Source organism: Caballeronia sp. M23-90 (assembly GCF_053574605.1).
The window spans coordinates 1-13,678 of sequence record NZ_JBSIPA010000002.1 but is presented as its reverse complement, the minus strand read 5'-3'; the positions used below and the strand labels follow the sequence as shown (position 1 = coordinate 13,678).

The following is a 13,678-nucleotide window of genomic DNA, read 5'->3' as shown; positions in this document are numbered from 1 at the left end:
CTCAAACCCCGCCTTTCGGGGCCGATCTTTCCAGATGGCCTCCGAATTCGTTTCGCATGGCGGACAATATCTTGGAAGCAAAGTCTGCGTCACCACGCGAGCTAAACCGCTCAAAGAGCGCAGCGGACAACACGGGAGCCGGCACTGCCTCATCGATGGCGGCCAGGATCGTCCAACGTCCTTCACCCGAATCGGAAACCCGGCCCTCATATTTCGCTAGCGCGGGATCGTCCTGGAGAGCGGCAGCGGTAAGGTCCAGCAACCAGGAACCGATGACGCTGCCTCGGCGCCAGACTTCGGCAATTTCCGGCAAATCAAGCGTGTATTGGTAATACTCCGGGTTTCGCAGCGGTGTCGTTTCAGCATCGACGTCGCCCGAGCGCTTACCAACGTTCGCGTTATGCAGGATGTTCAATCCCTCGGCATAGGCCGCCATGATCCCGTATTCGATGCCGTTGTGAACCATCTTGACGAAATGCCCGGCGCCATGCGGTCCGCAATGCAAATAGCCTTGCTCGGCGGTGCGATCGGGGCTGCTGTGACTGTTTCGTCCGGGCGTGACAGAGACATCGCCTGCTCCCGGTGCAAGTCCGGAAAAAATTGGGGTGAGGTGTTTCACGACGTTTGTTTCGCCGCCAATCATGAGACAGTAGCCACGCTTGAGTCCAAAGACACCACCGCTCGTGCCGACATCGACGTAATGAATTCCACTGGATTTCAGCTCGGCGCTGCGCCGAATATCGTCGCGATAGTAAGAATTCCCGCCATCGATCACAACGTCGCCTGAATCGAGCAACGGGGTTAGTTTCGCCAGTTCCTGGTCGACTACCGCAGCGGGGACCATCAGCCAGATCGCGCGTGGCTTGGTCAACCGGGAAACAAAATTTTCCAGAGAATCAGCGCCGACGGCGCCCAGTTCCTGAAGCTCTTTCACTACGTCTGGGTGGGAGCCGTACACGACACACTGCTGATCTTTCTGCAGAAGCCGGCGAACCATATTACTGCCCATACGCCCGAGTCCAATCATTCCTACTTGCATCGTGAATCTCCTTGGAGGTCTGTTGAAGCAAACGAGAGCGTGTCACATGGTTCCGTCTCGAAGTGTTGTCGATGGACGCAAATTGAAACGCTATCGCACCACCATCGACTTTGATGATAGTCGTCGCGTGCTGGACTGTGCAGGCTCGGAAACTACTCATTTTTGGACTGTTGGCGCTACTGCCTGCTAAGTCGGATGTAAATCGGCTGGGGCCAATCAAGCGAAAATGCAAGGTGGAAAACAGGTGCTGTGAGGAGGAATCCAAGAATGTTGCGCGTCGAGATTTGGACTGTTCGCTGGGGGATGGATGAACAGAGAAGAGTGCCGGGCGTGAAGGTTGAAAGCCATCGATCGTTACGCCAATCTCGTTTACGGTGCCGAAGGCGACTTTCGCGCATTGATCGCTAGTGTCTATGTTGAAGTAGCAGAACAATATGTCAGGGCGCAGCGATGTGCGCGCAATCAGCAGATCCGCGGCAGCGGCTCGCCGCTCAGCCAGTCGACAACGCGCCGTCCACCAACGCGTGTGTCCATCTGGATAAAACGATTCGCGTCTTCTGTGACGCTACCTATACACGCGGCTGCGTGGCCCAAAGAGTGCGCATGCATCGCCGCCAACACCGCGGATGCAGCCTCCGGCGCGACGATCGCCACTAGCTTGCCTTCGTTAGCGATATACATCGGATCCAGGCCCAGTAATTCGCAGGCCGCATCGACCTGGGGCAGTATAGGAATCGCAGACTCCTGCAGCATCATTCCCACGTTGGACTGCCCGGCGATCTCGTTAAGCGTCGTCGCGAGGCCGCCGCGAGTGGGGTCGCGAAGCACGCGAATCTCGCCAGCCGCTGCAACCGCCAGCATCGCCGCAACCAGCGTGTGCAATGCAGCCGTGTCGGATTTGATCGTGGTCTCAAACTCGAGTGAAGCGCGTTGAGACAACACCGCGACGCCGTGCTCACCGATCGTTCCAGAGAGCAGCACCGCGTCGCCAGGCCGCGCCTGCGCCCCGCCAATCATGCGACCCTCGGGCACTATGCCGATCCCTGTCGTAGTGATGAAAACGGCATCCCCCTTGCCGCGTTCCACTACCTTCGTGTCCCCAGTGACAATGGGAACGCTAGCATCGAGTGCGGCTTTGGCCATCGATTGCACGATGCGTTTTAGCTCCGCCAACGGCAGGCCTTCTTCGAGGATGAAGCATGCGCTGAGGTAGAGCGGCGTCGCTCCCAGCATCGCGACATCATTGAGCGTCCCGTTCACCGCGAGGCAGCCGATGTCCCCGCCGGGAAAGAACAGAGGTGAAATCACGTGCCCGTCCGTCGCCATGACGAGCTGCTGTCCGACAGGTACCGGCAACAGAGCCCCGTCATTGCCCTGCCGCAGAAATTCGTTGTCGAAAGCGCGCGCGAATACTTCCTCGATCAACTGCGCCGACAGGCGCCCACCCGCACCGTGGTTCATGTCGATGCAGCCATGCCTCAGATCCAGAGGACGGGTGTAGTGTCTTTTTGGTGTATTCATGGATTGGGCGATCTCATTGGCAACTACATCACGCTGGGCACGGCAACTTCATGCAGCCACCACGGGAATGTCCCGGAACCGTCCGTATGAGTAGTGCGCCGCGCACGCGCCTTCGCTCGACACCATGCACGATCCCATTGGATTGTCGGGCGTGCAGATGGTGCCAAAGAGCTTGCAGTCGATCGGCCTCTTCACCCCGCGCAGGATTGCACCGCACTCGCACTGCTTATGGTCGGGCACCGCACGATAGTTCAAATCAAAGCGCTGCTCGGCGTCGAAGAGCGCATATTCCGGGCGAATTTGAAGCGCACTCATCGGCACCTCACCCAGTCCGCGCCACTCGAACGTATCGCGCACTTCGAGCACGTCCGCCGTCACCGCCTGGGCGCGAGCATTGCCCTCGCGGCTCACCGCACGCGTAAATTCATTCTGGATCTCGGCGCGGCCGTCATTGACTTGGCGCACCAACATCAGGATGGCCTGCATCACGTCCAGTGGCTCGAACCCGGCGATCACCACCGGCTTGCGATGGGTCTTTGCAAACCCTTCGTACGGGCCCGATCCAATCACGATGCTCACGTGGGCCGGCCCAACAAAGCCGTCGATCTCGACCGTGCCGTACTGAACCACTTCCGGGGATTCAAGGATGTGAGTAATGGCCGCCGGCGTCAGCACGTGGCAGCACAACACGCTGAAGTTTTTCAGCCCTTCACGCGCTGCTTGCTGGATAGCGAGCGCGGTCGGCGGCGTAGTGGTCTCGAAACCGATGGCGAGAAATACCACTTCGCGCCGTGGGTTATCGACGGCGAGCTTCAACGCATCGAGCGGGGAATACACCATGCGGATGTCGGCGCCGCGAGCCTTCGCGCGCATCAAGGACAAGCCGTCCGACGCCGGCACGCGCATCACGTCGCCGTAGGTACACAAGATCACGCCGGCATCGAGCGCGAGGCGTAAGCCCATGTCGACACGGCCAATGGGAAGCACGCACACAGGGCAGCCGGGGCCGTGGATCATGCGTAAATTTGGGGGCAGCAGATCCGCGACGCCATAGCGTGCTAGGGCGTGTGTGTGACCGCCGCAGAACTCCATGAAGCTGTATCGCCGAGTCGCTTTGACTTCCCTCGCGATGTTGGTGGCGATGTTACGGGCGAGCGCGCCGTCACGAAATTCATCGATGTATTTCATGTGGTCAGCTCCGCGAACAGTTTAAGTGTTGCTTCCGCTTCCTCTATATCGAGCATGCCGATGGCATAACCCACGTGAACAATCACGTAGTCGCCGACCTGAACCTCGGGCACCAGCGCAATCGAGATTCGTTTGCGCACACCGCCAAGGTCGACGACGGCCATGTCGGGTCCCTCGAGCGCAATGACGCAAGCAGGTAACGCTAGGCACATGATGCGACCTCCGCTGAAGATGCCATGACTTGATCGGCATGCAGGGTGCAGCCAGCCACCCACGCCTGACCCAGCGCGAGGCCTGCATCGCCGCAACACACGCCTTGTGGTCGCAACACCACCAGGCTGGCACCGATCAGTGCTGCGCTCACACGTTCGCTAAGGACCTGATTGAGGAAGCAGCCGCCCCCCAGAATGACGGTGCGGGTGCCATGTGCGCGCGCAGCTTCAGTGGCCGCATGCGCCAGACCACCGGCCAGGCCCAGATGAAAAAGCGCTGCTCCTTCGCCGCTCGACGCGACGCCCTCGTCGGACATCGCAAATAATTTGGCGACGAGAGGCGCGAGGTCGAGCGACGTCCATTGCACGACATATTCAGGGTGTGCTTGCAGCCACGTTCGCGCCTGTTGCTCGAGAGCGATGGCCGCTTCGGCTTCAAAAGTTTGGTGAACGCACAGCCCGAGCGCGCCCGCGGCAGCGTCGAACCAGCGGCCAGCACTGGTCGTGGGAAAACTGTTGACCTGACGCTCCAGCAGGCTGCGCACGAGGCGTGCCGCGAACACGCCAACCGACGGAGCGAACCTTGCTTCAATTTCGTCGGTACGGCCCAGACGCTGCAATACGGCCGCGGCCAAGCGCCAGGGTTCGCGCGCAGCCACGTCGCCGCCAGGCAACATCAAAGGCGCCAAATGATTCAGTCGACGCCACTGGTTGGCGGCCGAGTCCACCCAAAGTACTTCGCCACCCCATGCGCTGCCGTCGTCGCCCAGGCCCACGCCATCCAGTGCGAGGCCGATGACGGGACCGGCCACGCCTTGCTCGGCCTGGGCCACTGCAATGTGCGCATGATGGTGTTGGACACCGATCGCAGGCACGCCCAGACGGTCCGCCACCGCCTGAGCAACGTGAGTACTGTGAAAGTCCGGATGCAGGTCGTGTGCCACCGCCTGCACCGGCCCCGATGCCTCCCGAAGCAGTTCCTCGACCGAGACGTTCAGCGCCTCGCGGTTGGCTGCGCCGATCAGATCTCCATGGGGGTCGGACCACAGTACCCTCGTGCCCTCTATCAGGCAGGCGGTGTTCTTAAGATACGCACCGCAGGCCAGCACGCGCGCGGGGGCGGGTTTCGGCAAGACGGCTGAACGGATCATGACGTCACGGCCGGTGACTTTGCGATTCGTGGTGCAGCCGTGCCGTGTCCCAATGGATTGGCCGCCGGTCCATGTTCCGGGTCACCGCGCTTCGGCAACAGCCAGTCCAGCCAGGGTTCGATGCCTTCACCCGTCGTGGCCGACAAGAGCAGCACTTCGATGCCCGGGTTAACTTGACGGGCATAGCCAATACATCTGGACAGGTCGAAACTGACATAAGTCAGAAGGTCGATCTTGTTGATCACCATCAGTGTGGCTGCGGCGAACATGTCCGGATACTTGAGAGGCTTGTCTTCGCCTTCGGTCACCGACAACACGACGACCTTCGCGGCCTCTCCCAAATCCCAAAGAGCCGGACAAACCAGGTTGCCGACGTTTTCGATAAATAAGAGCGCTTCACCACCGTCGCCGTGATGCGCCCTTGCATGCAGATCGAGGCGCGAGAAAGCATCGCCCACCATTTGCGCATCCAGGTGGCAGCCGCGGCCGGTGTTGACCTGGATCGCCGGGGCGCCCGTAGCGCGAATGCGGTCCGCGTCCATACTGGTTTGCTGGTCGCCCTCGATCACCGCCACGCCCAACCCGGGATGACGGATCTTGAGTGCGTTGATGCTCGTGCAAAGCAGTGTCGTCTTGCCCGAACCGGGGCTGGAGACAAGGTTGAACGCGCTCACGCCATGCGCCGCGAAATGAGCCCGGTTATGGCTCGCCAGCCGCTTGTTTTCGCCCAGTACATCGGCTTCCATCTGGATGACGCGCGCCTGACTGATACCGGGCACCGACACCCGCGCGGCGCCAATGCCATAGTGAAGATCGCCCCCGACCGACACCGCAGGAATAGGGTGGGCTCCGGAGGGTGTTTTCCGCGCATTGGTGCGCCCGGGGTCCGACTCGGCATTGCAGCCGCAGATGACACACATGGCCTTCTCCTTTAAAGTTCAGTCGTCGAACACCACAAGGTCGACTATTCGTACCTCGGAGCCTCCGGTGGCCTGCAAGGTGTAGCTGCCGCAAGACGGACAGGCGTCAAGATGGCTTTTGATCTCCACGCCGGCCGCGCAGTGCAGACAGCGGGCCGTGCCAGGAATTACGTCTATCGCGAGCTCGCTGCCTTCCATGCAGGTGCCGGGCATCATGGCCGTGAGCGCGAAACTCAGGGCCTGTAGTTCGACACCGGCCAGCGCACCAATTTCAAGCCGCATGAATGAAACCCGGCCGAAGTGTTCGCGTTCGGCAGCCTCTTCGATCATGCGCAGGATGCCGGCCGCCATGCTGACTTCATGCATCCATAGCCTCGGGCACGATGGCGGGCGGAGCAGCTTTATCGAGCATCCAGGACTGCCCCCAAATTAGCGCTCGCGCGAGGTTTATAAGCGCAACTGGCGCAGGCGGCTCCCCGAGTTCGAATTGCATGCCTCGTATCGCCAGCAGCGTGCACGGCGGCGGATCAACGCCGTACAAGTCGCAATAGACCTGCATGACTGACTGTGCAGACATGGCGTGCGTAGTGAAACTGGCATCACGCGCCGGACTTAGCGTGCTCACCTCGAACGGAGCGGCGCAGTTCAGGCTGGTATCGACGAATAGCACGCGCTCGCGACACACGAGGTCAAGCGCGTGCTCGATTTGAAGTTGATACTCCTCGAGAAACTCCACGCGATGGCCACTCGCCGACCCGGCCAGCGCAGACAATTGCTGCACGAATAACGGGCCTAGTGCATCGTCGCCACGACTCAGGTTGCCCCACCCGAAAACCAGCAAGGGCGCAGTCATGCGAACGGCTCCATCGACGCTTTGCCGTGGCGCACTATTTCGCCGTGCGGCGACTTCACTACGTGATCGACCAGCCCACCGTCGGGTCCAAGCAGTACGACATCGAGCGGCATTTGGCCCAGTGCGTGCGTGGCGCAGGAAAGGCAAGGGTCGAATGCACGGATGGCCACTTCAATACGGTTGAGGAGCCCTTCGGTCAACTCGCGGCCATCCAGGTACTGCCGCGCGACTGAGCGGACGGACTCGTTCATCGCCTGGTTGTTGTGTGTCGTGGAGACGATAAGATTGCACCGTGTGACGAGGTCGTCCGCCCCCACTTCGTAATCGTGAATGAGCGTTCCCCTTGGCGCTTCGATGATGCCAACGCCCCCTCCCCGGCGCTCACCGCCAGCCATCAATTCGCCTTGCAGGATGTCCGGGTCGTCGAGCAGTTCCTTGATGACCTCTACCGTGTGCAGCACCTCGATCATCCGTGCCCAGTGATAAGCGAGGGTGGCGTGCACCGGCGCGCCTTTGCCCCAGGCGACGAAGTCCTGGCGCTGCGCTTCCGCAAGTGGACTCGGAATAAAGTCGCAATTTTGAACGCGTGCGAGCGGTCCGACCCGGTACCATCCCGCGTCGCGGCCGAGGCTTCGCAGGTGCGGAAACTTCATATACGTCCAGGGCCTGCTCTCCTCTTCTATCAAGTCCATATAGCGCTGGTCGCTCGCGCCATCGAGAATAATCTTGCCGTCGGCGTCGCGCACGCGCAGCACGCCATCGTAGAGATCCATCGCGCCATCGGCTCGAACGAGTGACATCATGTTGGAGGGAAAGCTCCCAAAGCCGTCGTACAGCATCGGGTTTTGCGCATGCAACTGCTTGGCGATGTCCACGGCATCGGCGGCCCAGGCGATCATCTGGTCCACGTCCCGATAAAGCGCATCACGTTCTGCCTGGCTCACGTGCTTGTTCATTCCGCCCGGTATCGCGCCCGTGCCATGAATGCGCTTGCCCGACGTAACGCGGATAATCTCCTGGCCAAACTTGCGCAACAGAATGCCCTTCTTCGCGATGTCCGGATGCGCCTGCGCCACGCCCACAATGTTGCGCAGGTCCGCTTCAGAGTCGAAACCGAAAAGCAGATCCGGTGACGCGAGATAAAAAAAGTGCAGCGCATGCGATTGCATGACCTGGCCGTAGTGCATCAGCCGGCGGATCTTCTCCGCAGTTCGCGTGATGGGCTGCGCGCCTACGACCAGATCCATCGCCTTGGCCGCCGCGAGTTGATGCGACACCGGGCAGATACCGCACAAACGCTGCACCATCACCGGGACTTCCCAGTACGGACGCCCTTCGATAAATTTCTCGAAGCCGCGGAACTCGACAATGTGCAGACGCACCTGTTTCACGCGATTCTGCTCGTCGAGCAGGATCGTTACCTTGCCGTGCCCTTCAACACGTGACACCGGGTCGATAGCCACGCGGCGCAGGCCCTTGGGGTCTGCCGCGGTTTCGAGATCGAAGCTCATCGCGTTTGGGTCCTCGCTCTCAGTCGTAGTGCATCAAGGCGTGGCCCAGTTGCGGCGTGCGCCCGGCCATCAGGTCGTTCAGGAAACGCCAGAAGGCATCCGCCGACGGCGGGCATCCCGGCAAGAAGTAGTCGACATGCACGATCGCATGGATCGGACGCACCTGCCGAAGCAACAGCGGCAGTTCGGGGTCGTTCGGAATCTCGCTGCCTTCGCTCAACCCCGGGCGATCGTGATAAACCTCGTTGAGCAGGATGCCCACGTCGAAACGATTGCGCTCTGCCGGCAAGCCGCCATTGATGGCGCAAGCGCCCATCGCCACCAGCGTCTTGCAGTGGGCGCGAAACGCACGCAGTACAAGCACGTTCTCGGAATTGCACACACCGCCTTCGATCAAGCCAATGTCACACTGGCCGACTTCCTTGATGTCGGTTAGCGGCGAGCGGTCAAACTCGATGTGCTGGATCAACTCCAGCAGACGCTCGTCGATGTCGAGGAAGGACGTGTGGCAGCCGAAACAGCCCGCCAGCGAAACGGTAGCGACCTTTAACTTGGCGGCCCGGGGGGGCACATCGCCTTTCATGGCCGGATTCATGACAGGGCTCATGACGCCTCCTGCATGTCCGGGTCGGCCGCCGTGTGCGCGTCGTACCGACGCTCACCAATCGGGATAACGAAGCCGCGCCGCTTGGGCAGGATCGCGCCGACCGGGCAAATGCCCGCAGCACGGTCGGTAAGCGCCATATCGGTATCGACCAGCTTTCCACTCGCGCTGTTGACTACCAGATGTGTTCCGATCCCATGCCCCGCGATAGCGAAAACGTCTTTGCCGTCAACATCGTGACTCGCCCTCACGCATAGTTCGCACAAGATGCAGCGGTTGAAGTCGATCATGACGTCGGCGTGGCTCGCGTCTATCGGGCGTAGTGGATAGAACTCCTCGAACAGCACGTCCTCCATCTTCATCTCGTAGGCCGTCGCCTGCAGCAGGCAGTTGCCGCTCTTTTCGCAGGAGGGACAAAAGTGATTGCCTTCGACGAACAGCATCTGCAGGAGCATCTTGCGCTCGGCGTTCAACTCGTCCGTGTTGCTTTCGACTACCTCGCCCGCTGCGACGTGCAAGGTGCATGCGGAGCCGGCCCGGCCCTTGACCTTGACGGTGCAAACGCGGCAGGAGCCCTGCGCATTAAAATCCGGATGCCAGCATAAGTGCGGGATGTAACGCCCCGCCCGCCGAGCTGCCTGCAGAATGGTCTCTCCCGGCTCAAATGGCACGTCTACGCCGTCGAGCGAGAACATGGCGCCGATATCGCTGGTATTCCCGGTCTTGGCGAGCGTAGTCATGGGGTACTCTCCAAATGCGCGGCCGCATCGTCTCGCCCGGTCGCGCGGCGTGCGTCCGCAAGCTCTGCGTCGAGATCGAATGCCGGCTCGAAATGCAGCGACTTTAGACGTCGCTCGTAGGCGGGCCTGAACTTGACGATGGTGTCGTGAAGGGCGTTGCAGGCCGAGCCGCCCAGCCCGCAGTGGGTGGTGCCGTGCATCAGCGTGTCGATGCCGCTGAGCAGATCGACGTCATGACGCGAGCCTCGACCGGCCGCGAGTTTGTCCATGCTCTTGACTACCAGCGCCGTGCCTACACGGCACGGCGTGCAAAAACCGCAACTCTCCTCGGCGAAAAACCCCGCATAGTTGCGCGCCACTTCGAACATGTCGCGCGACCGGTTGAACACCATGAATGCGCCTGCCGTGGGTACGTCCTCGAACCCGATGCGGCGACCAAACTCCATCGCCGACAAGCACTTTCCCGATGGTCCGCCGACCTGCACCGCTTGAGTGTCGTGCGCCCCGCAATCTTCCAGGATGCGATCGATGCTTGTACCCATCGGATATTCGTAGATACCCGGCCGATCGCAGTCGCCCGATACAGAATGTATGTTTGTGCCCGTTGATTTAGGCGTGCCGATGACCGCCCACCAGGCGCCGCCTTGCAATGCGATATGCGTCGCGGCGCAAAGGGTTTCAACATTGTCCACCGCGGTCGGCTGATCAAGATAACCGTGCTCCGCGGGAAACGGCGGACGGATGCGCGGAGTGCCGCGCTTGCCTTCGAGGGATTCGATCAAAGACGACTCCTCCCCGCATACATAAGCGCCGGCGCCTACGTGAATATCGATGTCGAAATCGAATCCCGTATGCCCTTGGATCGCGGTCCCCAGCAAGTGAGCGTCGCGGCGGCGCTGCAGGACATCGCGCAACGGCTCCAGCAGGTAGCGGTATTCACCACGCAAATACATCAATCCATGCCGGGCTCCGATCGCGAGTGCGCCGATCGTCATCCCTTCAAACACCATATCGGGATGGCGTGTCAGCAGAACGCGGTCCTTGAACGTTCCGGGTTCTCCTTCGTCGGCGTTACACACCATGTAGTGCTCGCTGCCTTTCGCGTCACGGCAGAGTTCCCATTTCTTGCCCGTGACAAAACCCGCGCCACCGCGTCCACGCAGGTTCGAGATCGTCATCTCGTCCACCAGGTCAAGGGCTCCGCGCGCCAGCGCAGCAGCGATGGCTGCGCCGGGCGGAAAGGGAGTGCCGAGGAGGACATCAGCGCGTCGGATATGGTCGTCCACGAGAGACCAATGGGCCGGCCACGCAGCGACGGGCACCCTTGATTCGATCAAGTCGGCGATCGCACCTACGCGCTCGGCGTCAAGCCGAGTGACAACTTTATGGTGGTTGATCAGCAAGGACGGTCCTTGATCGCACAGACCGGTGCAAGAACAAAAATCCACACTGACGCGTGCGTCGGCCCGCATGCGGCCCGGCTCGACGCCAAGTCGTTGGCACAAGTCGGCCATCAATGCCGCGTTACCTTGCATACGGTCGGTGATGTTGTCGCTAAAGAGTACGCGGTACTCGCCCACCGGTTGGGTGTGAAAGAAGCGGTAGAACGTCGCGACGCCTTCTACATGGGCAAGCGTCAGCCCCAGCGCGCTCGCCACGTATGACAGCATGTCGCGCGGCAGCCAGGTATGCTGCGCCTGTGCCTCGCGGAGGATCTGCACCAGTGCGTGCGGATCACACGCGTAGCGCGAGACGAGCGACTCGATGGCCTCGTTCTGGATTTCAGCGGGTTTGGACAGAAGACCGTGTGCAGTAGCCACGATTGATCGCTCCCATGTCTAGACCGATGCGCTAATCGCTTCGGGCGGTGGAGTTAAAGCCAACGGTAAAGCACCCTCTTTCATCGCTCGTTTTGAGCGGACAGAGTAGCCCGCATCTGCGGGTGAACGATAGCCTCGGAAAATACTCAGATCTGGTCGAATACGCCGCTCAGCGAGAGAAGCGCCCATCTATCAAATATTTCGGATTATTAACGGAGCTACTTCGGACTTGAAAGAAATCGACAGGCCGAAAGATCGAGCACTCCGATTTTCAAATCCCGGCGGTCCAGACTTCAATCCTGGCATTTCTCCCACATGTACCCGCTTAAAGCCTGGGCCGAGACCCTTGCTCACGGGAGGAGAACCGCCGCACCTTCGAACCGGCCCGCACGTAGGTCCGCTAAAGCCTGGTTAGCCTCCTGCAGGCGATAGCGCGTGGTCTTCGTGACAATGCCGATCTGCGGCGCCAGACGCAGGAAATCGACCCCGTCCTGACGGGTGAGGTTGGCAACCGACAGCAACTGCCGCTCTTCCCAAAGCAACTTATAGGGGAACGCAGGAATGTCACTCATATGGATGCCCGCGCACACCACGCGTCCGCCTTTGCGCACGGCCTTCAGGGCGCTCGGCACCAGGCTTCCTATGGGTGCAAAGATGATGGCAGCGTCGAGCGCTTGTGGCGGCGTTTCGTCCGAGCCGCCTGCCCAGATTGCACCAAGGCTACGGGCGAAGGCTTGCGTCGCCAGGTCTCCCGGACGGGTGAAAGCAAAGACCGACCGGCCCTGCCATTTAGCGACCTGGGCGAGAATGTGCGCAGCCGCCCCAAAGCCGTAAAGCCCCAAGTGCTTGCCGTCACCCGCGATGGTTAATGAGCGCCAGCCAATGAGTCCCGCACAGAGCAAGGGGGCGAGCGACTCATCGGTGCCCGAATCGCCTAGCGGAAACGCAAAGCGAGCGTCTGCAATCGTCGCGGTGGCGAAACCGCCGTCGCGCGTGTAGCCGGTGAATAGCGGCTGATCGCACAGGTTCTCCCGGTGCGCGGCACAAAACGGACAGACGCCACAGGTGTGACCCAGCCATGGAATACCAACCCGCTCACCCAACTGCAGGCCTTTAACGTCCGCCCCGAGAGCATCGATGCGCCCAACAATCTCGTGGCCAGGAATGATGGGTACCTGCGGATGCGCGAGCTCACCGTCTACAACATGAAGGTCCGTGCGGCAGACACCGCAAGCGCCCACCTTCACCCGAATCTGGTTCGGACCAGGTTCCCGGTCGGCGAGTTCGGTCCATTCAAGCGCACCGCCGACCTTGTTCAGCACCATTGCATGCATCGATTTCTCCGTTTGCATGAGTTCGAGCGCAGGTGACCCGCGTCCATATAGTTTCGATGAGGTTATGGGCGCTTCGGCGCCCATTCACCCTCGGTGTAACTGGCGAAACACTGCTGGTAAAAGGTCAGGCAGGTCTTCGGCCAGAAGGCCTGGGCCAAACACAGTAGCCGCTGCGCCATGCAACCAGACCGCCGCCGCGGCGGCAAGGAACGGCTCCATACCCTGCGTTACCAGTCCGAGCACGATGCCCCCCAGCACGTCGCCCGACCCCGCCGTGGCTAATGTCGGCGGTGCGTTGGCGTTGATGATCGCGCGGCCCTCGGGGGCCACGATCACTGTGTCGCGGCCCTTGAGCACAATAACCGCGCCACTAAGCCGGGCGGCCGAGCGCGCGCGGCTGAGCTTGTCGCCATCGATATTGAACAGATGGGCAAATTCGCCTTCGTGCGGCGTCATCACGCAAGGGCCTTCAATGGCATTGAACAACGCACTGGGATCATCCTTGAAGCTCGACAGGGCATCGGCATCAAGCACGGTGGATCTGCGCGCCCTCAGCATCGTCAACACATTCGTTCGGGTCGCCGGGCCGACGCCTGCGCCCGGGCCGATCAGCAAGCCCGAGTAGCGGCGATCAGACACCAGGACTTCCAGGTCTTCATCCGTCGCAAGCGGGCTCACCATGATGCTGGTCAGCGCTGCGGCGTAGACAGGCAGCGCGGTTTCCGACACAGCGATGGTGGTTAGCCCTGCCCCGGCTCGCGCAGCCGCTCGCGCAGCCATGCGCA

At 61.1% G+C, this 13,678-nt stretch carries 14 protein-coding genes; all 14 read right to left on the bottom strand.

What is annotated here, in order from left to right; genetic code table 11:
• Position 1: 1 nt before the first annotated feature.
• Entirely contained in the window at positions 2 to 1,039 is a 1,038-nt protein-coding gene (gene gnd / locus ACRXB1_RS00500; RefSeq protein ID WP_449490699.1) for a phosphogluconate dehydrogenase (NAD(+)-dependent, decarboxylating), read from the bottom strand.
• A 462-nt stretch (positions 1,040 to 1,501) separates the two neighbouring features.
• Complete coding sequence (gene hypE / locus ACRXB1_RS00495; protein ID WP_062001849.1) at positions 1,502 to 2,560, bottom strand: hydrogenase expression/formation protein HypE; 1,059 nt, start codon at positions 2,558 to 2,560, stop codon at positions 1,502 to 1,504.
• Positions 2,561 to 2,608: 48 nt separating this feature from the next.
• On the bottom strand, positions 2,609 to 3,748 hold the full coding sequence (hypD, locus tag ACRXB1_RS00490) for a hydrogenase formation protein HypD (RefSeq protein WP_449490698.1): 1,140 nt from the start codon (positions 3,746 to 3,748) through the stop codon (positions 2,609 to 2,611).
• Entirely contained in the window at positions 3,745 to 3,960 is a 216-nt protein-coding gene (locus ACRXB1_RS00485; protein WP_449490697.1) for a HypC/HybG/HupF family hydrogenase formation chaperone, read from the bottom strand. The genes hypD and ACRXB1_RS00485 overlap by 4 nt, the downstream gene beginning before the upstream one ends.
• On the bottom strand, positions 3,951 to 5,111 hold the full coding sequence (locus ACRXB1_RS00480; protein WP_449490696.1) for a Kae1-like domain-containing protein: 1,161 nt from the start codon (positions 5,109 to 5,111) through the stop codon (positions 3,951 to 3,953). The genes ACRXB1_RS00485 and ACRXB1_RS00480 overlap by 10 nt, the downstream gene beginning before the upstream one ends.
• Complete coding sequence (gene hypB / locus ACRXB1_RS00475; RefSeq protein WP_449490695.1) at positions 5,108 to 6,031, bottom strand: hydrogenase nickel incorporation protein HypB; 924 nt, start codon at positions 6,029 to 6,031, stop codon at positions 5,108 to 5,110. The genes ACRXB1_RS00480 and hypB overlap by 4 nt, the downstream gene beginning before the upstream one ends.
• Positions 6,032 to 6,049: 18 nt before the next feature.
• The gene (locus ACRXB1_RS00470) at positions 6,050 to 6,397 is read right to left on the bottom strand and encodes a hydrogenase maturation nickel metallochaperone HypA/HybF (RefSeq protein ID WP_062001845.1); all 348 of its coding nucleotides are present in this window, start codon (positions 6,395 to 6,397) and stop codon (positions 6,050 to 6,052) included.
• Entirely contained in the window at positions 6,390 to 6,884 is a 495-nt protein-coding gene (locus ACRXB1_RS00465; protein WP_449490694.1) for a hydrogenase maturation protease, read from the bottom strand. The genes ACRXB1_RS00470 and ACRXB1_RS00465 overlap by 8 nt, the downstream gene beginning before the upstream one ends.
• Positions 6,881 to 8,395, bottom strand: a complete 1,515-nt coding sequence (locus ACRXB1_RS00460; RefSeq protein ID WP_449490693.1) for a Ni/Fe hydrogenase subunit alpha — start codon at positions 8,393 to 8,395, stop codon at positions 6,881 to 6,883. The genes ACRXB1_RS00465 and ACRXB1_RS00460 overlap by 4 nt, the downstream gene beginning before the upstream one ends.
• A gap of 19 nt (positions 8,396 to 8,414) precedes the next feature.
• A complete protein-coding gene (locus tag ACRXB1_RS00455) occupies positions 8,415 to 9,002 on the bottom strand; it encodes an NADH-quinone oxidoreductase subunit B family protein (RefSeq protein ID WP_449490692.1) in 588 nt (195 codons plus the stop codon).
• Positions 8,999 to 9,739 (bottom strand): 2Fe-2S iron-sulfur cluster-binding protein, encoded by a 741-nt coding sequence (locus ACRXB1_RS00450; protein ID WP_449490691.1) that lies wholly within the window; start codon positions 9,737 to 9,739, stop codon positions 8,999 to 9,001. Before ACRXB1_RS00450 ends, ACRXB1_RS00455 begins: the two co-directional genes overlap by 4 nt.
• A complete protein-coding gene (locus ACRXB1_RS00445) occupies positions 9,736 to 11,559 on the bottom strand; it encodes an NAD(P)H-dependent oxidoreductase subunit E (protein WP_449490690.1) in 1,824 nt (607 codons plus the stop codon). Before ACRXB1_RS00445 ends, ACRXB1_RS00450 begins: the two co-directional genes overlap by 4 nt.
• 350 nt (positions 11,560 to 11,909) lie before the next feature.
• Positions 11,910 to 12,893, bottom strand: coding sequence for a zinc-dependent alcohol dehydrogenase family protein (locus tag ACRXB1_RS00440; protein ID WP_449490689.1), 984 nt, complete (start codon positions 12,891 to 12,893; stop codon positions 11,910 to 11,912).
• Positions 12,894 to 12,977: 84 nt separating this feature from the next.
• On the bottom strand, positions 12,978 to 13,678 hold a 701-nt coding region (locus ACRXB1_RS00435), incomplete at its 5' end, for an NAD(P)H-hydrate dehydratase (protein WP_449490688.1).

Coding starts and splice junctions, on each gene's coding strand:
- hypD (WP_449490698.1), bottom strand. CDS start 3,748: ATGAAATACATCGATGAATTTCGTGACGGCGCGCTCGCCCGTAACATC.
- hypE (WP_062001849.1), bottom strand. CDS start 2,560: ATGAATACACCAAAAAGACACTACACCCGTCCTCTGGATCTGAGGCAT.
- ACRXB1_RS00465 (WP_449490694.1), bottom strand. CDS start 6,884: ATGACTGCGCCCTTGCTGGTTTTCGGGTGGGGCAACCTGAGTCGTGGC.
- ACRXB1_RS00440 (WP_449490689.1), bottom strand. CDS start 12,893: ATGCATGCAATGGTGCTGAACAAGGTCGGCGGTGCGCTTGAATGGACC.
- gnd (WP_449490699.1), bottom strand. CDS start 1,039: ATGCAAGTAGGAATGATTGGACTCGGGCGTATGGGCAGTAATATGGTT.
- ACRXB1_RS00455 (WP_449490692.1), bottom strand. CDS start 9,002: ATGAGCCCTGTCATGAATCCGGCCATGAAAGGCGATGTGCCCCCCCGG.
- ACRXB1_RS00460 (WP_449490693.1), bottom strand. CDS start 8,395: ATGAGCTTCGATCTCGAAACCGCGGCAGACCCCAAGGGCCTGCGCCGC.
- ACRXB1_RS00450 (WP_449490691.1), bottom strand. CDS start 9,739: ATGACTACGCTCGCCAAGACCGGGAATACCAGCGATATCGGCGCCATG.
- ACRXB1_RS00470 (WP_062001845.1), bottom strand. CDS start 6,397: ATGCATGAAGTCAGCATGGCGGCCGGCATCCTGCGCATGATCGAAGAG.
- ACRXB1_RS00480 (WP_449490696.1), bottom strand. CDS start 5,111: ATGATCCGTTCAGCCGTCTTGCCGAAACCCGCCCCCGCGCGCGTGCTG.
- ACRXB1_RS00485 (WP_449490697.1), bottom strand. CDS start 3,960: ATGTGCCTAGCGTTACCTGCTTGCGTCATTGCGCTCGAGGGACCCGAC.
- hypB (WP_449490695.1), bottom strand. CDS start 6,031: ATGTGTGTCATCTGCGGCTGCAATGCCGAGTCGGACCCCGGGCGCACC.